Source organism: Bacillus cereus group sp. BfR-BA-01379, assembly GCF_022663605.1.
Classification (GTDB): domain Bacteria; phylum Bacillota; class Bacilli; order Bacillales; family Bacillaceae_G; genus Bacillus_A; species Bacillus_A mobilis.
Window position 1 is genome coordinate 1 of sequence record NZ_JAKUFT010000026.1, and the last position, 19,950, is coordinate 19,950.

Sequence of the window (19,950 nt, forward strand, 5' to 3'; positions counted from 1 at the left end):
CGCAGGTTCAAATCCTGTCCCCGCAACCAAATGGTCCCGTGGTGTAGTGGTTAACATGCCTGCCTGTCACGCAGGAGATCGCCGGTTCGACCCCGGTCGGGACCGCCATTTATGTTGGCTCGGTAGCTCAGTCGGTAGAGCAGAGGACTGAAAATCCTCGTGTCGGCGGTTCGATTCCGTCCCGAGCCACCATTTTTTTTATGCCGACTTAGCTCAATTGGTAGAGCAACTGACTTGTAATCAGTAGGTTGGGGGTTCAAGTCCTCTAGTCGGCATCCCTTAGGGGCATAGTTTAAAGGTAGAACTGAGGTCTCCAAAACCTCCAGTGTGGGTTCGATTCCTACTGCCCCTGTAAGTATATGGGCCTATAGCTCAGCTGGTTAGAGCGCACGCCTGATAAGCGTGAGGTCGATGGTTCGAGTCCATTTAGGCCCACCATATATATTATTCCGCAGTAGCTCAGTGGTAGAGCTATCGGCTGTTAACCGATCGGTCGTAGGTTCGAGTCCTACCTGCGGAGCCATGGCCCGTTGGTCAAGTGGTTAAGACACCGCCCTTTCACGGCGGTAACACGGGTTCGAATCCCGTACGGGTCATAAAAAAAAGAGTCAGCAATATGCTGACTCTTTTTTATTTTGTGGAATCCTCCTTTATCAACTGATTTTCCTGAAATAAATAAAGGGATTTAGGAAAAGCTATGGTATGTATAAAAAGGAGGAAACAAAAATGACACGAGTGAGAGACTTTATGAGTACTCATGTTGTACATTGTACACCGCTAGACAATGTATATGAGGCTGCTGTAAAGATGAAAGAAGAATCGATTGGATTGATTCCAGTTGTTGAAAATGAGCAAGTTGTTGGGCTTGTTACGGACCGAGATTTAGTTGTTCGTGGGATTGCTGAGAAACATCCTGGATCTAATAAAATTACAAATGTAATGACAACAAACATTGTTTCAGTTTCTCCAGATGATACTATTGAAAAAGCTACAGAGTTAATGGCACAGTATCAAATTAGACGATTACCAGTAGTTGAGAGTGGTCAACTTGTTGGGATGCTAGCACTAGGTGATTTAGCTATAAGAGAATCGGCAGATGATCAAGCTGGATTTGCTTTAAGTGAAATCTCGGAGCATACGGAATGAAGAGAGACTTTCATTAGTGAGATAAGTTATGTATAAAAATCAGATGCATTATTCTAGTATATGGATTAAACTAATATGTTAGCGTGATGTATCTGAGACATTATATAATATAAGTATACAGTTAGTAATTTCGACAGTTTTTTAAAATTTGTCATTCCTAATTTTAAATAAGAGAAAAAATGATATACTGATAGATATAAGTATTATGAAAGATTTTGAATATAACAATATTCATTGTTAATGATGTAATAATGAATTAATATTTCCTATGTAGACAAAAGGGAAGGGGAATTATATGAGGGCTGTACAGCGCGATCCAAATTGGAATTTGGTTACAGATACATATATAGAACCAAATAATTTCGCTGAATTATTTTCTTTGCTTGTACCTTGTCATCCAAAAGGTGAAGGGAAAGAACGAACTATATTAGCGTGGAAAGAAAAAGAATTTTATAAAGAAGAAAATTTAGCGGCATTTATCGTATATGGAATGAATAAAGTAAAGAATTTACCGCAGTTTCATAAAGATGAAATTCCAACTCTAGTACGTATTCTTCGCTTATGCCAAGAGATTGGTTGGTATGAAGAAGCAAATACTTTTATGATAACTCAAGGACTAGCTGAGTTTGTTCACACTTCATTGGAATATGAAACGTGGGATCTTTTGACGCAAGCGGTCGCTTTAAACTATTTAATTATTAAATATCGTATTGGTGAATTGACTGATGAGGATGTAGAAATTTGGGATCGAGTCAAATTTAATGAGAAATGTATAACAGATTGTAAGCATCTATTATCTCATAAAGAAGTATTGGAATTTACATTCTTTTATATGTGTAAAAGAGCTAAATTACTATCAAAAGAGCAATTAAATAGTGATATGATGAGTCTAGCGATGTATTGTAATACGTTTGTGTATGACTTATACACACATGACTTATTACGAAAATATCGTAAGTGCACAGACTTCCTATCATATTATGGACCTAGTCAAGCGGTGTTAGCTTGTCAAAGAGCTGTACTTTCTCAAATTTCAGATCGATTAGATCCATTGAAAACTACTCATGTAGATGATTATTTATATGTAATGAAAGAAATGATGGAGCATATGACGATAGGAATAATGGATCGATATGATCATTTTATCGGGAAGTTATTATCATATGTGCCATTTTTCGAAATGATTCAAGTTCCACAACATGCATATTATTGTGAAGAATTACTGTATATTTGTAAGGGCATTGCATATAAAGAAGAAATATTACGCAATTATATATTTATACAATTACATGATTGTTTGCCATCATTCTTTAAACTATTTCTTAAAAATAAGCGTTATGCAACGATTCATGACATTTTGTTCTATTGGTGTGATGATGAACAAAGGATGAGCTTAGAGAAAAAGTATAACCTTAGCTTTATTTATGAAAAATATGCTTGTGGATAAAGAGCATTTTCTATATAAAAAATTTATATAAATTAAAAAGGATCTCAAGTTTATGTGAGATCCTTTTTTTATTAATAAAGCAAGGAGAACGCAATTAAGACGAGCAACAACATTCCATAAAGGAGAAATTGTGCCGTATTGCTTCCTTGTATACCAAAAAAAGTATTTGTTTTTTTATATAAATTTAATATATATTTTAGCGGATTATCTTTGAAAGATTGGTACACAGTGTCTCCTCTTTCTAAGCTTCTTGTTCGTGTCTTTTATTATTAGGGACATTGATGTATCTAGCTATGAATAATAAAATAGCCATAAAGAATACAGGAAATACGGTAGATAAATAAAAACCATTACTAATAATATTGGTTATTAGGGCACTTAATAGAAAGATGGCATTATAAATATGGGCAATTTTTTGTTTTAGTTGCACTTGAAAAGATTCCATCATAATTTCTAAAGCGACAAAAGCAATGATAATAGATAAAAATACAGTGTTTGTATTGTAAATGATTAAACAACAGATTAAACCTAAAAAGGCTAAGTATTCAATTAAGAGAGGTATATTGATATTGCGTGGCATACAATTTACCTAACTAAATATGGCAGTGGGTTTACTGCATTTGTTTTTTCAAAATTCCATTCTCCATTGTGTAATTCAAAATGAAGATGTTGCCCGTATGAATGACCTGTGTTTCCCATATGACCTACTAATTGTCCAGCTTGTACTTGATCACCAGCTTGTACAGTGCGATCTTTCATGTGTGCATAGACTGTTGTATATAATTTCCCGTTTATTTGATGGGCGATGAACACAACATTGCCATAGCTAGCTGAATAATATGATTTCACCACTTTACCTGCAGCCGCCGCCTGGATAGAGACATTACCTTGAGCTGCAATATCTATACCATAATGCATTTGTTCCCAGCGAATATCAAAGGTTGAGCTAATTCTTCCTTGAGTAGGAAATTTGAAAACAGCTGGAATGGAAGTAGGTTGAGCTGTTTGAGCTTGTGATTGTGTTTGATTTTGCATCACATAATGTTTGGCCACGTATCCGTATCCTGTGCCAAAACGAATTTTATACCAAGTTCCCACAGTTTCCACTACTTGTATTTGTGTACCATTTTGTAATGAACCTAGTAGTGCACTACTTGTACTAGCGTTGCTACGTACATTAAGTTTAGGTGTTGCAACTGTGTATTTCGTATTATTTTGAACTGTGATGCCTTTTACTAAAGGCTGTGAACCATTAGACACGAACGCTTTTTGTACGTAACCTGTTTTTCCATTATGTAAAATTTTATACCACTCGCCTTGTTCTTCTTGAATGGTAACGAATTTCCCATTTGGTAATACATCTAAAATTGAAGATTCTAAATTAGGTTCAGAACGAACGTTTAATGCATTGGCATTAACGATATATTGATTATTAGATTGAAGTTTGTTTTTTAGTAGAATAGCATCTTTTTGCACGTAACCAACTTTATTATTAACAGATACTTTATACCAGCCATTAGTTGTTTCAAGTATGTTTACTTTCGTATTAAAGCGAATTGTATCAATTGATGAGCTATTTGCGTTATCTTTTGTATGTAAGGCTACTTGATCGACTTTGACATATCCAGTTTTCACATTAGATAATTGTTCAGCGTTGGCTGTTTGTACATTTGTTTCTCCCATAGAAGGAAGTAAAGAGGCAATTGCGATAGTAGTTGCTGTTAAAGCAGTAGCTTTCATATTCATATAATAGAGACCTCCTCTAGTTGTATAGTTGTAATTTTATTATAGTATAAAGATATAATATAGTGGGTGTATTCACATAAATGTAATATGAAATCAATATAAAAATAAATTTTTTAAGGATAATGATTCCTTTTTATCCAATTAATTAGGATAATAATTTCTAAGATAGAATATAAGTATTATATAGTTTCGTTATTTTATTGACAATTAGGAAAATTAAAATAGTTGATGATGTCTTATTACGATGTTATACTGACAGTGTTAATTTCATAGTTTGCTAGGAGAGCTGGTGTTGCCAGCTGAGAGTAGGCCGTAAGCCTTTGATCCTTTTCATTACCTGATCTAGATTATGCTAGCGTAGGGAAGCAATTCGGACACTAATAATGAGTCCCCGTTTCTTTGCGTATAGAAACGGGGCTTTTTTATTTGAAAATTTCATATTGAAACCACTAGGGGTGCTTGTTGTGCTGAGAGAGGAATAATCCTTAACCCTTATAACACCTGATCTAGGTAATACTAGCGAAGGGAAGTGGAGCAACGAATAAATTATAATTTTATTTGCTGTAACCACTTCTTATTTAGAAGTGGTTTTTTATTTACATACACATACCGGAAGGGGATAGGGAAATGAAATTTTGCGATAGATTATTAGAAACTGTACAACCAGTTTGGGAGATGAGTCATAATCATCCGTTTGTAGTAGGTATGGGGGATGGCACGTTAGAAAAAGATAAGTTTCAGTATTACATTATTCAAGATTATTTATATTTGTTAGATTATGCAAAGCTATATGCGATTGGTGTTGTAAAGGCAACGAATCCACAAGTAATGGGGAAATTCGCTGAACAAATTGATGGAATATTAAATGGAGAAATGACGATCCATAAACAGTATGCAAAAAGACTTGGAATTTCTATAGAGGAGATAGAGTCAGCAAAACCATCTGCTAAAAATTTAGCTTATACAAATTACATGATGTCTGTATCTCAAAATGGCACACTTGCGGAATTAATAGCGGCACTTCTTCCATGTATGTGGAGCTATTGGGAAATTGGAAAGCGTTTAAATGATATTCCTGGAGCAAGAAATCATGAGTTCTTTGGTGAGTGGATTCAAGGATATAGTTCTGAAGAATACGGTAATCTTTGTATTTGGTTAATAGATTTATTAAATGAAATGGCAGTTGGAAAGTCTGAAAAAGAGCTAGATCGATTAGAGGAGGTTTTCCTATATTCCAGTCGATTTGAATATTTATTCTGGGATATGTCCTATCGTAAGGAGATGTGGGGATTTGAGGAGCAAGAACATACTACAGTTTCATAATGTTTCTTTTCATTATGATGAGAAACCAATCATCAATGAATTAAATGCTTCTATACAAGATAAAGAGTTTGTAAGTATTATCGGACCAAGTGGATGCGGGAAAAGTACTTTATTTCGCCTTATTACAGGTTTAGAAGAAGCGAGTACTGGACAGATAGAGCTGACGGAAACAAAGAGCCATCCTGTAGGGTATATGCCCCAAAAAGATATGCTCCTGCCATGGAGAACAATTATTGAGAATGCTGCTCTGCCGCTAGAGTGCCAAGGTGTACAGAAGAAAGAAGCACAAATAAAGGCAAAGGAACTGTTACATAAATTTGGCTTGCAAGGGTATGAGGCAAAATATCCGAAAGATTTATCTGGAGGTATGAGGCAACGCGTATCTTTCATTCGAACTTTATTAACAGGTGGGGAGATACTGTTGTTAGATGAACCGTTTAGCGCGTTGGACGCTTTAACGAAGGCATCTTTGCAAGAATGGCTGTTTGAACAATGGAAAGAGTGGGAAAAAACAATTTTATTTATCACTCACGATGTGGAAGAAGCGTTGTTTCTTTCTAATCGAATTTTAGTAGTAGAGCAGCAACCGATAACTACTTTAACCGAGAGGGTTGTACCACTTGATCGTAATCGAACGAGAAAAGATTTATATAAGCCTGAAGTGCTAGCGCTTAAAGATGAGCTTCTTAGTATGTTACAAAGGCAGGTATTCGTATGATGAAACGATTGAAGGAGCTATTACCTGCCCTTACACTTTCTAGCATTTTACTTGCCTTTTGGGAAGTAGGCGCAAGAATCGTAGATGAAATGTACATTTTACCGTCACCGTCTGCAATTGTAATGAAGATATGGAAACTAAAAGATATATTATTCACGGTTCATTTGCCGGCAACATTATACGTCGTTTTAATAGGGGTAGCTATTTCTATCGTACTTGGAGTAGGACTAGCGATGTTAATGAATGCGAGTAATTGGATGGAGAGAGCATTTTATCCATTATTAGTTGCTTCACAAACGATTCCGATTACAGCGCTTGCTCCGCTTTTCGTTTTATGGTTTGGATATACGATTTGGAGTAAGGTTGTTGTTACGGTTTTAATTACGTTTTTCCCAATTGCGGTCAATACGTATGATGGACTACGCAGCACAAAAAAAGAATGGGAAGAGCTTTTAGTTACGTACGGGGCAACGAAAAAAGATGTTTTTCTTAAATTAAAGTTACCATCTGCTCTTCCTTATTTTTTCTCAGCTTTAAAAATTGCAGTTCCACTTAGTGTAATTGGGGCAGCAATTGGTGAATGGCTCGGTGCACAAGCTGGGCTAGGGTATTTCAGTAAAAGAATGATGACGCAGTTAGACGGAGCAGGTGTATTTGCACCCATTGTATTGTTATCATTATTAGCTATTTTCTTCGTCATACTTATTTCGGTATTAGAAAAGAAATTCATTAGTTGGAGGAAGCATTCATGAAATTTTTAAAACGCATCTTTGTGTTTACATTACTAGTTGTAATGATTGCTGGATGTTCTAGTAATTCAGCATCAGATAAGAGTAAAAAAGAAAAAGAAATAACGGTCATGCTTGATTGGTACCCAAATGCGGTACATAGCTTTATTTATGCGGCAATTGAAAAAGGCTACTTTAAAGAAGAAGGAGTAAAGGTGAATATTAAATTCCCTTCCAATCCGACTGACCCATTAACTTTAGCAGCTGCGGGAAAAGTAACAGTGGGCTTATATTATCAGCCTGATGTTGTCATGGCAAAAGCAAATGAACAAATTCCAGTGAAATCAATTGGGGCTGTCGTACGTTCACCATTAAATCATGTTGTATCGCTGAAGTCAGCAGGCATTCAATCGCCAAAAGATTTAGAGGGGAAAACAGTTGGGTATTCTGGAACACCTTTAAGTGAGATGTATTTAAAAACGATGGTAAAAGAAGCTGGTGGTAATCCAGATACAGTGAAAGTAGTCGATGTTGGCTTTGATTTAGTACCGGCACTCATTACGAAAAAAGTAGATGCGGTAACAGGGGCATACATTAACCATGAAGTACCTGTTATGCGTCATGAAGGTCATGAACCAGCATACTTTAATCCAGCAGATTACGGTGTACCGAATTATCATGAGCTTGTATTTGTAACAGGTGATAAAACGTTGAAAAAAGATAAAGAAGCGTTACAAGCCTTCTTACGTGGTACGAAAAAAGGCTATGATTTTATGAAGAAAAATCCAGATGAAGCATTAAATATTTTATTAAATCATCAAGAAAAAGAAAACTTCCCACTTGTACCAGAAGTTGAAAAAGAAAGTATGAAAATTTTATTAGAGAAGATGGAAACGAAAGATGAGCCATTTTTATCGGATTCAAAAGAATCATGGGAGAAACAAAATAAATGGCTGAAGGATAAAGGAATGACGAAAGAAATCGTTCCGGCCGATGAATTATTCGAAAACATTTTAAAGTAGGCGAATGAATATGAAAAATGAGCTTCATGTAATCTCAAATGGTCAAATGTCATTCGAAGAGTTAGTGAATGTAGCGATGCAAATTGAAAGTGAGATTGATTATTTGCATATTCGTGAGCGTGAGAAAAGTACGAAGGAATTGTATGAAGGTGTGGAAAGCCTTTTGAAGAAAGGTTTTCCGGCATCAAAAATAGTGATAAATGATCGAATTGATATTGCTATTTTATTAAATATTCCACGCGTACAGCTAGGATATCGAAGCGCAAATGTAAGGTCAGTGAAAGCGAAGTTTTCTTATTTGCATGTCGGTTATTCTGTACATTCTTTAGAAGAGGCGATCGACGCATTTAAGAATGGAGCGGATTCACTCGTCTATGGTCATGTATTTCCGACAGATTGTAAAAAAGGTGTGCCAGCGAGAGGGCTTGAAGAGGTTTCAGACATTGCAAAGTGTTTATCCATACCGATTACAGCAATTGGCGGAATTACCACAGAAAACACCGGGGATGTTCTTACTAACGGCGCCAGTGGTATTGCTGTTATGTCTGGAATTATAAGTAGTAGTAACCCGTGTAGCAAAGCGAAATCTTATAAGGAATCAATAAGAAAGTGGGCGGAAAAACATGTGTAAGAAGTATGATGTAGCGATAATTGGCGGTGGTGTAATTGGTAGTTCAGTTGCACATTTTCTAGCAGAAAGAGGACATAAAGTAGCGATTATAGAGAAGCAAAGAATTGCATTTGAAGCCTCGAAAGCAGCCGCTGGTTTACTTGGGGTTCAGGCAGAATGGGATGCATATGACCCGCTATTTGAACTTGCAAGAGAAAGCCGTGCTATATTTCCACAACTTGCAGAAGTTTTACGTGAAAAAACAGGCATCGATATTGGGTATGAAGAGAAAGGCATTTATCGCATTGCTCAAAATGAAGAGGAGAAGGAAAGAATTCTTCACATTATGGATTGGCAGCAGAAAACGGGTGAAGATTCTTATTTTCTAACGGGAGATCGTTTACGAGAGAAAGAACCATTTCTTTCTGAGTCAATTATAGGTGCTGTATATTATCCGAAAGATGGTCATGTTATTGCACCAGAGCTTACAAAAGCATTCGCACATTCTGCATCATTTTCGGGTGCTGATATATATGAACAGACAGAAGTTTTTGATATTCGTATTGAAAATAATAAAGTGACTGGGATTGTGACGAACGAAGGGATTATCACATGCGAAAAAGTTGTTATTGCGGGTGGTTCATGGAGCACGAAGTTACTGCGTCATTTTCACCACGAATGGGGTACATATCCAGTTAAAGGAGAAGTAGTAGCGGTAAGAAGTAGAAAACAACTTTTAAAGGCGCCTATTTTCCAAGAAAGATTTTACATTGCACCAAAGCGCGGCGGACGTTACGTAATTGGAGCAACGATGAAGCCTCATACGTTTAATAAAACTGTGCAACCGGAAAGTATTACTTCTATATTAGAGCGCGCGTATACGATATTACCAGCTTTAAAAGAAGCAGAGTGGGAAAGCACATGGGCAGGGTTAAGACCACAATCGAATCACGAAGCTCCTTATATGGGAGAGCATGAAGAAATAAAAGGTTTATATGCTTGTACTGGGCATTATCGAAACGGTATTTTATTAAGTCCTGTTTCTGGTCAGTATATGGCGGATTTAATAGAAGGAAAGCAGGAGAATCACTTGCTAGATTCATTGCTTTCTAAAACAGTTTAGAAAGGGGCTGGAAGTTTGAATTTGAAAATTAATGGTAATCAAATTGAAGTGCCAGAGAGTGTAAAAACAGTAGCTGAGCTACTTACACATTTAGAGTTAGAAAACAGAATTGTTGTAGTAGAGCGTAATAAAGATATTTTACAAAAAGATGATCATACAGATACATCTGTTTTTGATGGAGACCAAATTGAGATTGTAACTTTCGTAGGAGGCGGTTGATTATGTTAAACATTGGACCATTTTCATTTCATTCTAGACTTTTATTAGGAACAGGAAAATTCCCTGATTTTGATGTGCAGCAAAAGGCAATTGATGTATCTGAGGCGGAGGTTTTAACGTTCGCAGTACGTCGTATGGATATATTTGATGCAAAGCAGCCTAATTTATTAGAGAAACTTGATGTGAAAAAATATAAGTTATTACCGAATACAGCTGGAGCAAAAAATGCCGAAGAAGCGGTTCGTATTGCAAAATTAGCAAAAGCTTCGGGGCTTTGCGACATGATCAAAGTAGAAGTTATTGGTGATGATAGAACGTTATTACCTGATCCAGTAGAAACGTTAAAGGCATCTGAAATGCTACTAGAAGAAGGATTTATCGTTCTTCCGTATACATCTGATGATGTTGTATTAGCACGTAAATTACAAGAACTAGGTGTGCATGCAATTATGCCAGGAGCATCACCAATCGGTTCAGGGCTTGGTATTGTAAATCCGTTAAATTTAAGCTTCATTATTGAACAAGCGACGGTGCCAGTTATCGTTGATGCTGGTATCGGTAGCCCGGCTGATGCGGCATTTGCGATGGAATTAGGGGCGGATGGTGTGTTATTAAATACGGCTGTGTCGGGAGCAAAAGATCCTATTAAAATGGCACAGGCAATGAAATTAAGTATTGAGGCAGGACGTTTAGGATTTGAAGCAGGTCGTATTGCACGTAAACGTTGTGCAACAGCAAGTAGTCCTTTAGAAGGAATGAGCGTAGTTGAATAATCGATATTCTCGCCAAGAATTATTTTCTCCAATTGGAGAAGAAGGGCAACGAAAGATAACAGAAAAGCATGTGCTCATTATCGGTGCGGGTGCATTAGGTAGTGCAAATGCAGAGATGTTTGTAAGAGCTGGTGTTGGCACAGTAACGATTGTTGACCGGGATTATGTCGATTGGAGTAATTTACAAAGGCAGCAATTGTATGCAGAGAGTGATGTGGAAAATAATCTTCCGAAGGCTGTAGCGGCAAAAAAACGCCTAGAAGAGATCAATCGTGAAGTAAGAGTAGAAGCTCTCGTTCAAGATGTAACAGCTGAGGAATTAGAAGAACTTGTTACAAACGTTCATGTAATTATTGATGCAACTGATAATTTTGAAACACGTTTTATTGTAAATGATATAGCGCAAAAGTATTCTATTCCATGGATTTACGGAGCATGTGTAGGGAGTTACGGTCTTTCTTACACAATTCTTCCCAGTAAAACGCCATGTTTATCTTGTTTATTACAATCGATTCCGCTTGGCGGAGCGACATGCGATACAGCGGGTATTATATCTCCTGCTGTATCTCTCGTCGTTTCTCATCAAGTTACGGAAGCTCTTAAATTGTTAGTGGAAGATTACGAATCGCTTAGAGATGGACTTGTGTCGTTTGATGTATGGAAGAATGAATATTCATGTATGAATGTGCAAAAGCTTCGTAAGCATAATTGTCCTTCGTGTGGAGAGAATGCGATATACCCGTATTTAAATAAAGAAAACACATCGAAAACAGCAGTTTTATGTGGGAGAAATACAGTTCAAATTAGACCACCTCATAAAGAAGAAATGGATTTTGAACGATACAAAGAGCTGCTGAATGATCGTGTGAATGATTTAAATGTAAATCCATATTTATTATCATTTTCTGTGGAAGAAAAGAGATTAGTTGCTTTCAAAGATGGACGTGTACTTGTACATGGAACGAAAGATATAAGCGAAGCAAAAACGATTTATCATCGCTATTTTGGATAGAAAAGGATGAGTGGGATGAAAGTAAATAAAGCTTTAACAATTGCAGGATCTGATAGCGGCGGCGGTGCCGGTATTCAAGCAGATTTAAAAACATTCCAAGAGCTTGGGGTGTACGGGATGACAGCTATTACGGCAATTACTGCTCAAAACACGCTTGGCGTTCAAGGGGTATATCCAGTTCCGTTAGAAGGTATTACGGAACAGTTGAATTCAATTGGTACGGATTTAACACCAGATGCTGTGAAACTAGGAATGTTATTTAGCAGCGAAATTATTCAAAGTGTAGCAGAACATATTAAGAAGTTTGGCTGGAATAATATTGTACTAGACCCTGTTATGATTGCTAAGGGCGGCGCATCATTATTACAACAAGAAGCAGTACAAGCATTAAAAGAATATTTATTACCAGTAGCAACGGTTGTAACACCGAATGTTCCTGAAGCAGAAGTGTTAACTGGGATGGAGATTTATAATGTTGAAGATAGTAAGGAAGCTGCGAAAGTACTGCATGAATTAGGTGCAAAATACGTGCTTATGAAGGGTGGACATGCAGAATATCAAGGTAGTGAAGTAATTGACTTACTCTTTGATGGGGAAACGTTTATCGAATTTAGAAGTGAACGAATTCCATCAAAGCAAACGCACGGAAGCGGGTGCACATTTGCTTCAGCTGTTACAGCAGGACTTGCGAAAGGATACTCGATTGAAGGGGCAGTTCAAGAAGCAAAACGATTTATTAGTATAGCAATTGAAGAGCCATTGAATATTGGGAGTGGTCATGGCCCGACGAATCATTTTGCGTATAAGATGAATAATACACGTGTATAAAGACATGAAAAGCCAGTTTGTTAACTGGCTTTTTTTCTGTTTACTTTTTCAAAATAGAGGAGTAATATATCAGCCAGAATACATTTTTTGTAATACGCTGAGTCCAAATATAAGGAGCGGAGGAACCAATTTGTGCAGTGTCACTAGGGGTGAATCTTTCAATTTTGAAAGTAGGGCTACTCTCAAAGTCCGAATCCGACAGCTAACTTCGTAAGCGTCTTGAGAGAGGACGGTGCCATGATGGATACATCACTTCATCGATCTGATTAGTATAGGGGAATATCAATCTATGTTTGATTTCTTTTATACTAAGGAGGATGAGGTACATGGAACTAACACTTATTTGTGTTGGAGAAGAAAGCAAGGTAAATAGTTTAAGAGATTTAGTAGCATTTCAACATGAGTTAATTATTTTTACAGCAAATGAAGAGATAGCGGCTGAAGTTAGGGATTGTGGATTTGATTGGACGTATAGTTGTAGCAAGGAGCAGGATTTTACTAGTATTTGTGAGTGTATTAAGAAGGTAATCTTACTAGGGGATGAGCTCCAAATCGTTAGCTTCTTCACAGAACACATTCGCATTTCTTTTCAAGCACCTATTACTGTTGTTACGAGGAATAAACGATATCCAGCGAGGCTCTATGAAATAATGGGAGCTACATTTGTCGTGTTTACGAATTGTGATAATATTTCTTTCTTATTTTTTGAATAGGGCGGGGGAAAAGAAAATGAAAGTGTTGTTATTAGGAGATATAGCGAATCGTTGGGCGGTATCGGTAGAGCGAGTTCAAGAATTGGTGGTGCTCGATCCTATTTTTCCAAGGCCCTATATCATATTGCCATCGAAAGATGCTTTATATTTAAAAACAGATGTTATCGAATATGAGCAGCTACATGCAGAATTGTCACAAGTTTATATTCGCGGGAGAAATTTACGTGCTTTTTTACGAGGGGAATAAATAGTGATTGAAAAAAGAGCGAATGCGAAGTGCAACAAGCTATGCACTTCATGTCATTCGCTCTTTTTATTTCGTATTTAAAAGATCATTGCTATGAAAAAGAAAGAAAAGACGAGAAAACAGATGAAAGAATATTAATAATACTCAATGTAAGCGTTTAAATAGATGGATATTTTCTTATTTTCAGTAATTTGCCTCTTTACAAGTTAAATATAGAGGAGTATATTTACTCTCATAAATCATTCATAAAATTTCCAAAAAAACCTAAAATCGCTGAGTTCCAGAAATGGAGCGGGGGAACCAATTTTGTGCATCGTCACTTGGGGTGAATCTTTCAGTTTTGAAAGTAGGGCTACTCTTTAGGCCCGAATCCGACAGCTAACCTCGTAAGCGTTTAGAGAGGAGGTTTACTTTGTGTTGTTCATTTCGAACACTAAGTAGAGCTTAGTGTTCTTTTTTTGATTAATTGATGGTAAATTTTTACAGAAAGAGAGGGGTAGCTATGTTAGATGTTGTAATGATCGGGATTTTTGTTGTATTAGTCGCATCGATGGCAAGTCTTGCAAGTTGGTCAGATAAAGTTGTGAAAGAAGGGAAGCAATCATGACGATTGCCTTATCGGTTATTGTTGCAGCAATTACGGTGTACTTAGTGTATGCATTATTAAATCCGGAAAAGTTTTAATTAGGGGGAGTCATTCATTATGATCTGGGTCGCAGTTGTTATTACAATACTGTTGTTTATTCTTGTGGCAAAGCCAACGGGAATTTATTTAGAGAAAGCCTTTCAAGGGAGTAAAAAGCTAGATAAAGTATTCGGGCCTTTTGAAAAACTTATTTTTAAAATTACGGGTGTAAAAGAATACAATCAAACGTGGAAACAGTACGCACTATCATTAGTTTTATTAAATGGATTTATGATTGTTGTCGTATATTTCATTTTCAGGCTACAAGGAGTATTGCCATTAAATCCAGCACACATTGAAGGAATGGAGCCTACACTCGCTTTTAATACAGCGATTAGTTTTATGGCTGATACAAACTTACAGCATTATAGCGGTGAAAATGGTTTATCTTATTTATCACAATTAATCGGAATTACATTTTTAATGTTTGCAGCACCGGCAACGACGTTAGCACTTGTAATGGCGTTTATAAGAGGGCTCGCTGGAAAAGAACTTGGTAACTTCTTCGTTGATTTTACGAGAGCTTTAACGAGAGTATTTCTTCCTATTGCATTTATTGCGGCACTAATCTTTGTCGCACTTGGTGTACCACAAACGTTAGACGGTGCCGTTACGGCACAAACGATTGATGGGGCAAAGCAAAGTATATTACGCGGGCCTGTTGCATCATTCGTTTCCATTAAGGAACTTGGAAATAATGGCGGTGGATTTTTCGGAGCAAACTCTACACATCCTTTCGAAAATCCAGGACAAATGAGTAATATTTTGCAAATGATGCTTATGATGTTATTGCCAACAGCACTTCCGTTTACGTACGGACGAATGGTAGGAAATAAAAAACAAGGTCGCATCCTTTTCGTTTCACTATTCATGGTGTTTTTACTAGGGTTTATAACGATTACGACATCTGAATTACATGGGAATCCAGCGTTAAATGGAATGGGTATCGAGCATGTACAAGGAAGTACAGAAGGAAAAGAGGTACGATTTGGAACGGTATTTTCTTCACTATACGCAACGGTAACGACAGCTGCTGAAACAGGAGCCGTTAATACGATGCATGATACGTTAACACCAATTGGCGGGTTAGTACCACTCGTAAATATGATGTTAAATACAGTATACGGCGGTGTTGGAGCTGGCTTTGTGAACATTATTATGTATGCGATTATCGCAGTCTTTATATCTGGATTGATGGTTGGACGGACACCGGAGTTTTTAGGTAAGAAAATTGAAGGTAAGGAAATGAAATTAATTGCGGTAACAATACTATTTCACCCACTGCTTATTTTAGGATTTTCAGCATTAGCTCTTTCAACAAGTTTAGGAACGGATGCTATTTCTCATTCCGGTTTCCACGGTTTGACGCAAGTGGTATATGAATATACATCGTCAGCTGCGAATAACGGATCTGGATTTGAAGGATTAGCGGATAATACACCGTTTTGGAATATTACAACTGGTTTAGTTATGTTTTTAGGCCGCTATTTTAGTTTAATTACGATGCTAGCTGTTGCAGCTTCATTGAAAGAGAAGACAGTTGTGCCAGAAACAGTCGGAACGTTCCGTACGGATAATAGTTTATTTGGCGGCATTTTCATCGGAACAATTGTAATTGTCGGTGCATTAACATTCTTCCCAATGTTAGTACTTGGCCCAATTGCAGAATTTCTTACATTGAAGTAATGGAGGGTAAATGATGAGACCGGTAGTAGTAAAAGAAAAAAGAGTAAATGAGTCACAAATACATGCTGTAGAAGATGAAGTTAGACAAGCGAAAACGATGGATCGTGATATCGTGAAACATGCGATGAAACAATCTTTTGCGAAATTGAATCCGAAAGTCATGATAAAGAATCCGATTATGTTTGTTGTAGAAATTGGATTTATCATTACGTTCATTTTATCTTTTCTTCCAAGTCATTCTAGTAGTGTACCAGGATGGTTTAATATAACAGTTTCTCTCATTCTCTTATTCACAGTTTTATTTGCTAACTTTGCAGAAGCGTTAGCGGAAGGACGTGGGAAAGCGCAAGCCGATTCTTTAAAACAATCGAAGAAAGATGTGTTTGCAAATGTTGTAAAAGAAAATGGAGACATTGTTCAAGTTTCAGCAACTGATCTGAGAAAAGGTGACGTTGTTATTGTAAAACAAGGAGAAATGATTCCAAGTGATGGAGAAGTCATAAAAGGGTTAGCGTCTGTTGATGAATCTGCGATTACAGGGGAATCAGCTCCTGTTATAAAAGAAGCGGGCGGTGATTTTTGTTCCGTAACAGGTGGAACGATGGTCGTCAGTGATGAGATTACAATTGTCATTACGAGTAATCCTGGTGAATCATTTATTGATAAAATGATTTCGTTAGTAGAAGGAGCTGCTCGTCAAAAAACGCCGAATGAGATTGCTTTAAATACAGTATTAACGAGTTTAACGCTTATTTTCTTAATCGTTGTTGTGACGTTACCGATTTTTACGAACTATTTAGGATTTCAAATTGATACAGCTGTACTTGTTGCATTGTTAGTTTGTTTAATTCCAACGACAATCGGTGGATTATTATCAGCGATTGGTATTGCTGGGATGGACCGGGTGACAAAGTTTAACGTTTTAGCAATGTCAGGGAAAGCAGTAGAAGCTGCGGGTGATATTAATACAATTATTTTAGATAAAACAGGTACGATTACTTTCGGGAACCGGATGGCACATACACTGCTTCCTGTAGGGAATGAAACGATTGAGCAGGTAGGAAAATGGGCTGCGATTAGTTCAGTTTTAGATGAAACACCAGAAGGCCGATCTGTTATCGAATATGTAAAAACGAAATCTCTATCATATGATAGAGCACTTGCAGAGCAAGGTGAATTTGTTCCATTTAAAGCAGAAACGAGAATGAGTGGTGTCGATTTACAAGACGGAACGAAAGTGAGAAAAGGTGCTGTCGGTGCCGTTATTGAGTGGGTTAGGTCACAAGGTGGAACGATTCCGAAAGATGTAAATCAAAAAGCGGATTTCATTTCAAAAGAGGGCGGAACACCCCTTGTCGTTGCAGTGGATAGTCGTATTTACGGTTTAATTTATTTAAAGGATACAGTAAAACCAGGTATGCGTGAACGTTTTGAACAATTGCGCCAAATGGGGATTAAAACGGTTATGTGTACAGGAGATAACCCGCTAACAGCAGCAACGATTGCAAAAGAAGCAGGGGTAGACGAATTCGTTGCTGAGTGTAAACCAGAAGATAAAATTGCAGTTATTAAAGCAGAACAAGATAAAGGGAAACTTGTAGCGATGACGGGTGATGGTACAAATGATGCTCCGGCATTAGCGCAGGCCGATGTTGGATTAGCGATGAATAGTGGGACGACAGCTGCGAAAGAAGCAGCAAATATGATTGATTTAGATTCGAACCCGACAAAAATTATTGAGGTTGTAGGAATCGGTAAGCAATTGTTAATGACGCGTGGTGCGTTAACGACGTTTAGTATTGCGAATGATATCGCGAAATATTTCGCCATCATTCCAGCGATGTTTACACTTGCGATTCCGCAAATGGAAGCATTGAACATTATGAGATTAACATCACCACTGTCAGCGATTTTATCAGCATTAATATTTAATGCAGTTATTATTCCATTACTCATTCCATTGGCGATGAAAGGTATCGCATATAAACCGATGAGTTCGAATGCACTACTTGGCCGAAACCTACTTATTTATGGGCTTGGCGGGGTTATTGTACCGTTCATTGGAATTAAAGTAATTGATATAATTGTCGGCTTGTTTATATAGGGAAGAGGGGAAAAAGATGGCGAAGAAACAAAGTATACTATCACCAATCATCCGTATTACGTTTACATTTTTAGTGTTGTGCGGCCTTATATACCCGCTTATTGTTACTGGTATTGCACAAGCAGTAATGAAGGATAATGCGGATGGAAGTCTAATATATAATGATAAAAATGAAGTGATTGGTTCTAAATTAATTGGTCAAAATTTCACAGATCCACGTTATTTTCAGGGACGTGTTTCTAGTATTGAATATAAAGCAGAAGCATCTGGGTCTAATAACTATGCACCGTCTAATCCAGATTTGGTGAAACGAGTAGAGAAAAGTATTGAAGAGTGGAAGAAACAAAACCGGGCTGTTCCAGTTACAGAAGTGCCGATTGATTTAGTGACGAATTCAGGTTCAGGGCTAGATCCTGACATTAGTCCGAAGGCGGCTTTCGTACAGGTAGAGCGCATTTCAAAATTAACGAGAATCCCGAAAGAAATGCTAGATCAGTTGATTAAAGATCAAACAGAAGGTGCAGCACTTGGTTTATTTGGAGAAGATCGCGTGAACGTTTTAAAGTTAAATTTGGAATTACAGAAACTACTGAAATAGTAACAACGCTACCTCAATCTAACGGATTGAGGTAGCGTTGTTTCGAAAGAAAGGTTGTGAGTGTTTTGTATGCGGATGACTATAAACCCACTTTTCAAAGGCGAACACCAGAAGAGTATTTAGAATATATTCGTCAGCAAAACCGTGGGAAGTTAAAGCTATATGTAGGAGCGGCTCCAGGAGTAGGGAAAAGTTATAAAATGCTCTTTGATGCTAGAGAGATGAAAAAGGATGGTACGGATATTGTAATTGGTTTAATTGAAACGCACGGAAGAAAAGAGACAGAAGAAGCAATTGCTGATTTAGAAAAAGTTCCTTTAAAAGAAATAGAGTATAAAGGGAAAGTATTTTATGAACTAGACGTGGAAGGAATTATAAAACGTGCACCGCAAATCGTTGTTGTGGATGAACTCGCGCATAGTAATATTCCTGGATCTAAAAATAAGAAACGTTATATGGATGTACAGGAATTGCTAGATGCCGGTATATCCGTTTTATCAGCTTTTAATATTCAACATTTAGAAAGCGTTCATGATATTGTAGCTCAAATTACAAATGTCAAAGTGCGAGAACGTATTCCAGATTTTATTTTACAAAAAGCAAATGAAATTCAGCTCGTTGATGCAACGCCGGAAGTATTAAGGAAGAGATTAATAGACGGGAAAATATATAAAGAAGAAAAAATAGAGCAAAGCTTACAAAATTTCTTCACGCTTAATAATTTAGGGGCACTAAGAGAATTATCTCTTCGGGAAGTTGCCGATGATATGGACGAGAAAATTAGCCAAACCGTTAGGGAACCGATTGGCGTGAAAGAAAAAATTCTCGTTTGTGTACAATACAGCTCAACGGCGGAGAAATTAATAAGACGAGGATGGCGCATGGCTGATCGGTTAAACGCTGAATTGTATGTATTAAATGTTGAAAGGGAAAAGATAGATTCCCTTTCAGCGGGGAAAAAGCAAACAATTGAAGAGTGGAAGTTGCTAACGAATCAATTTGATGCGAGTTTTGTTTTAGAAGAGGCAAAAGGAAGAAAGCCAGCGGATGTTATTATTGAAGTCGCGAAAAGACTACAAGTAACACAAATTTTACTAGGGCAATCGGCAAGAACACGTTGGGAAGAAATACGAAAAGGTTCAATTGTAAATGAGATTATGAGGCAAACAAGGTATATTGATATTCATATCGTTGCGGATCAAAGAGCTTAAAATAGAGACCA

General features: G+C 37.2%; 22 protein-coding genes, 7 tRNA genes and 4 riboswitches. Of the genes, 27 read left to right on the top strand and 2 right to left on the bottom strand.

Annotated elements, in window-relative coordinates:
- Positions 1–32: 32 nt before the first annotated feature.
- From MR113_RS12105 to MR113_RS12145, 9 genes are all read left to right on the top strand, one after another.
- Positions 33–108: transfer RNA gene (locus MR113_RS12105), tRNA-Asp, on the top strand.
- An 8-nt stretch (positions 109–116) separates the two neighbouring features.
- Positions 117–192: transfer RNA gene (locus MR113_RS12110), tRNA-Phe, on the top strand.
- A 10-nt stretch (positions 193–202) separates the two neighbouring features.
- Positions 203–275 (top strand) — tRNA-Thr (locus MR113_RS12115).
- A gap of 6 nt (positions 276–281) precedes the next feature.
- A tRNA-Trp gene (locus MR113_RS12120) sits at positions 282–352 on the top strand.
- A gap of 9 nt (positions 353–361) precedes the next feature.
- Positions 362–438 (top strand) — tRNA-Ile (locus tag MR113_RS12125).
- 10 nt (positions 439–448) lie between these two features.
- A tRNA-Asn gene (locus MR113_RS12130) sits at positions 449–523 on the top strand.
- Between the two features lies 1 nt (position 524).
- Positions 525–596: transfer RNA gene (locus tag MR113_RS12135), tRNA-Glu, on the top strand.
- Positions 597–726: 130 nt separating this feature from the next.
- Positions 727–1,146, top strand: a complete 420-nt coding sequence (locus MR113_RS12140; protein WP_242254458.1) for a CBS domain-containing protein — start codon at positions 727–729, stop codon at positions 1,144–1,146.
- 295 nt (positions 1,147–1,441) lie between these two features.
- Positions 1,442–2,593 carry a DUF3965 domain-containing protein gene (locus MR113_RS12145; RefSeq protein ID WP_242254461.1) on the top strand — a complete coding sequence of 384 codons (1,152 nt, stop codon included), beginning with the start codon at positions 1,442–1,444 and terminating at the stop codon, positions 2,591–2,593.
- A 241-nt stretch (positions 2,594–2,834) separates the two neighbouring features.
- Here the strand turns inward: MR113_RS12145 and MR113_RS12150 are convergent, their stop codons facing one another.
- Together MR113_RS12150 and MR113_RS12155 are read right to left on the bottom strand one after the other, a co-directional pair.
- Positions 2,835–3,173, bottom strand: coding sequence for a hypothetical protein (locus tag MR113_RS12150; protein ID WP_242254463.1), 339 nt, complete (start codon positions 3,171–3,173; stop codon positions 2,835–2,837).
- A 5-nt stretch (positions 3,174–3,178) separates the two neighbouring features.
- A complete protein-coding gene (locus MR113_RS12155) occupies positions 3,179–4,339 on the bottom strand; it encodes an SH3 domain-containing protein (protein WP_242254464.1) in 1,161 nt (386 codons plus the stop codon).
- Positions 4,340–4,608: 269 nt separating this feature from the next.
- A riboswitch (TPP riboswitch) is annotated at positions 4,609–4,720 on the top strand.
- A gap of 60 nt (positions 4,721–4,780) precedes the next feature.
- Positions 4,781–4,884: riboswitch (TPP riboswitch) on the top strand.
- A gap of 82 nt (positions 4,885–4,966) precedes the next feature.
- Between MR113_RS12155 and tenA the strand changes: the two genes are divergently transcribed.
- From tenA to kdpDN, 18 genes are all read left to right on the top strand, one after another.
- Complete coding sequence (tenA, locus tag MR113_RS12160) at positions 4,967–5,662, top strand: thiaminase II (protein WP_242254466.1); 696 nt, start codon at positions 4,967–4,969, stop codon at positions 5,660–5,662.
- Positions 5,631–6,380 (top strand): ABC transporter ATP-binding protein, encoded by a 750-nt coding sequence (locus MR113_RS12165; RefSeq protein ID WP_242254468.1) that lies wholly within the window; start codon positions 5,631–5,633, stop codon positions 6,378–6,380. Before tenA ends, MR113_RS12165 begins: the two co-directional genes overlap by 32 nt.
- Positions 6,380–7,132, top strand: coding sequence for an ABC transporter permease (locus MR113_RS12170; protein WP_097818522.1), 753 nt, complete (start codon positions 6,380–6,382; stop codon positions 7,130–7,132). The genes MR113_RS12165 and MR113_RS12170 overlap by 1 nt, the downstream gene beginning before the upstream one ends.
- Complete coding sequence (locus tag MR113_RS12175; protein WP_242254470.1) at positions 7,129–8,130, top strand: ABC transporter substrate-binding protein; 1,002 nt, start codon at positions 7,129–7,131, stop codon at positions 8,128–8,130. Before MR113_RS12170 ends, MR113_RS12175 begins: the two co-directional genes overlap by 4 nt.
- Positions 8,131–8,140: 10 nt before the next feature.
- Entirely contained in the window at positions 8,141–8,761 is a 621-nt protein-coding gene (gene tenI / locus MR113_RS12180; RefSeq protein ID WP_242254472.1) for a thiazole tautomerase TenI, read from the top strand.
- Positions 8,754–9,863, top strand: a complete 1,110-nt coding sequence (thiO, locus tag MR113_RS12185) for a glycine oxidase ThiO (protein WP_242254474.1) — start codon at positions 8,754–8,756, stop codon at positions 9,861–9,863. The genes tenI and thiO overlap by 8 nt, the downstream gene beginning before the upstream one ends.
- A 15-nt stretch (positions 9,864–9,878) precedes the next feature.
- Positions 9,879–10,082: a sulfur carrier protein ThiS gene (gene thiS, locus MR113_RS12190; RefSeq protein ID WP_001049508.1), complete on the top strand. Its 204-nt coding sequence runs from the start codon at positions 9,879–9,881 to the stop codon at positions 10,080–10,082.
- Between the two features lie 2 nt (positions 10,083–10,084).
- Entirely contained in the window at positions 10,085–10,855 is a 771-nt protein-coding gene (thiG, locus tag MR113_RS12195; protein ID WP_000931990.1) for a thiazole synthase, read from the top strand.
- Positions 10,848–11,867, top strand: coding sequence for a thiazole biosynthesis adenylyltransferase ThiF (locus MR113_RS12200; RefSeq protein WP_242254475.1), 1,020 nt, complete (start codon positions 10,848–10,850; stop codon positions 11,865–11,867). The genes thiG and MR113_RS12200 overlap by 8 nt, the downstream gene beginning before the upstream one ends.
- 6 nt (positions 11,868–11,873) lie before the next feature.
- On the top strand, positions 11,874–12,695 hold the full coding sequence (gene thiD, locus MR113_RS12205) for a bifunctional hydroxymethylpyrimidine kinase/phosphomethylpyrimidine kinase (RefSeq protein WP_242254476.1): 822 nt from the start codon (positions 11,874–11,876) through the stop codon (positions 12,693–12,695).
- 85 nt (positions 12,696–12,780) lie between these two features.
- Positions 12,781–12,928: riboswitch (cyclic di-AMP (ydaO/yuaA leader) on the top strand.
- A gap of 93 nt (positions 12,929–13,021) precedes the next feature.
- Positions 13,022–13,408 carry a hypothetical protein gene (locus MR113_RS12210; protein WP_242254477.1) on the top strand — a complete coding sequence of 129 codons (387 nt, stop codon included), beginning with the start codon at positions 13,022–13,024 and terminating at the stop codon, positions 13,406–13,408.
- A 16-nt stretch (positions 13,409–13,424) separates the two neighbouring features.
- Positions 13,425–13,655, top strand: a complete 231-nt coding sequence (locus MR113_RS12215; protein WP_000866315.1) for a hypothetical protein — start codon at positions 13,425–13,427, stop codon at positions 13,653–13,655.
- 261 nt (positions 13,656–13,916) lie between these two features.
- Positions 13,917–14,062: riboswitch (cyclic di-AMP (ydaO/yuaA leader) on the top strand.
- A 95-nt stretch (positions 14,063–14,157) separates the two neighbouring features.
- Positions 14,158–14,262, top strand: a complete 105-nt coding sequence (locus MR113_RS12220; RefSeq protein WP_000887889.1) for a SipW-dependent-type signal peptide-containing protein — start codon at positions 14,158–14,160, stop codon at positions 14,260–14,262.
- On the top strand, positions 14,259–14,339 hold the full coding sequence (gene kdpF / locus MR113_RS12225) for a K(+)-transporting ATPase subunit F (protein ID WP_000150656.1): 81 nt from the start codon (positions 14,259–14,261) through the stop codon (positions 14,337–14,339). Before MR113_RS12220 ends, kdpF begins: the two co-directional genes overlap by 4 nt.
- Positions 14,340–14,358: 19 nt before the next feature.
- Positions 14,359–16,026 carry a potassium-transporting ATPase subunit KdpA gene (kdpA, locus tag MR113_RS12230; protein WP_242254478.1) on the top strand — a complete coding sequence of 556 codons (1,668 nt, stop codon included), beginning with the start codon at positions 14,359–14,361 and terminating at the stop codon, positions 16,024–16,026.
- Positions 16,027–16,039: 13 nt separating this feature from the next.
- Positions 16,040–18,130, top strand: coding sequence for a potassium-transporting ATPase subunit KdpB (gene kdpB, locus MR113_RS12235; protein ID WP_242254480.1), 2,091 nt, complete (start codon positions 16,040–16,042; stop codon positions 18,128–18,130).
- Positions 18,131–18,146: 16 nt separating this feature from the next.
- Complete coding sequence (gene kdpC, locus MR113_RS12240) at positions 18,147–18,728, top strand: K(+)-transporting ATPase subunit C (RefSeq protein ID WP_242254482.1); 582 nt, start codon at positions 18,147–18,149, stop codon at positions 18,726–18,728.
- A 56-nt stretch (positions 18,729–18,784) separates the two neighbouring features.
- Positions 18,785–19,939 (top strand): KdpD-like non-kinase potassium sensor, encoded by a 1,155-nt coding sequence (gene kdpDN / locus MR113_RS12245; RefSeq protein ID WP_242254484.1) that lies wholly within the window; start codon positions 18,785–18,787, stop codon positions 19,937–19,939.
- Positions 19,940–19,950 lie beyond the last annotated feature (11 nt).

Bases quoted from the DNA above. Each gene is read 5' to 3' on its own strand.
- thiD (WP_242254476.1), top strand. From the start codon at position 11,874: ATGAGTGGGATGAAAGTAAATAAAGCTTTAACAATTGCAGGATCTGAT.
- thiG (WP_000931990.1), top strand. From the start codon at position 10,085: ATGTTAAACATTGGACCATTTTCATTTCATTCTAGACTTTTATTAGGA.
- kdpF (WP_000150656.1), top strand. From the start codon at position 14,259: ATGACGATTGCCTTATCGGTTATTGTTGCAGCAATTACGGTGTACTTA.
- MR113_RS12155 (WP_242254464.1), bottom strand. From the start codon at position 4,339: ATGAATATGAAAGCTACTGCTTTAACAGCAACTACTATCGCAATTGCC.
- thiO (WP_242254474.1), top strand. From the start codon at position 8,754: ATGTGTAAGAAGTATGATGTAGCGATAATTGGCGGTGGTGTAATTGGT.
- kdpA (WP_242254478.1), top strand. From the start codon at position 14,359: ATGATCTGGGTCGCAGTTGTTATTACAATACTGTTGTTTATTCTTGTG.
- tenI (WP_242254472.1), top strand. From the start codon at position 8,141: ATGAAAAATGAGCTTCATGTAATCTCAAATGGTCAAATGTCATTCGAA.
- MR113_RS12170 (WP_097818522.1), top strand. From the start codon at position 6,380: ATGAAACGATTGAAGGAGCTATTACCTGCCCTTACACTTTCTAGCATT.
- MR113_RS12175 (WP_242254470.1), top strand. From the start codon at position 7,129: ATGAAATTTTTAAAACGCATCTTTGTGTTTACATTACTAGTTGTAATG.
- MR113_RS12210 (WP_242254477.1), top strand. From the start codon at position 13,022: ATGGAACTAACACTTATTTGTGTTGGAGAAGAAAGCAAGGTAAATAGT.
- kdpB (WP_242254480.1), top strand. From the start codon at position 16,040: ATGAGACCGGTAGTAGTAAAAGAAAAAAGAGTAAATGAGTCACAAATA.
- MR113_RS12140 (WP_242254458.1), top strand. From the start codon at position 727: ATGACACGAGTGAGAGACTTTATGAGTACTCATGTTGTACATTGTACA.
- tenA (WP_242254466.1), top strand. From the start codon at position 4,967: ATGAAATTTTGCGATAGATTATTAGAAACTGTACAACCAGTTTGGGAG.
- MR113_RS12145 (WP_242254461.1), top strand. From the start codon at position 1,442: ATGAGGGCTGTACAGCGCGATCCAAATTGGAATTTGGTTACAGATACA.
- MR113_RS12150 (WP_242254463.1), bottom strand. From the start codon at position 3,173: ATGCCACGCAATATCAATATACCTCTCTTAATTGAATACTTAGCCTTT.
- kdpC (WP_242254482.1), top strand. From the start codon at position 18,147: ATGGCGAAGAAACAAAGTATACTATCACCAATCATCCGTATTACGTTT.
- MR113_RS12220 (WP_000887889.1), top strand. From the start codon at position 14,158: ATGTTAGATGTTGTAATGATCGGGATTTTTGTTGTATTAGTCGCATCG.
- MR113_RS12215 (WP_000866315.1), top strand. From the start codon at position 13,425: ATGAAAGTGTTGTTATTAGGAGATATAGCGAATCGTTGGGCGGTATCG.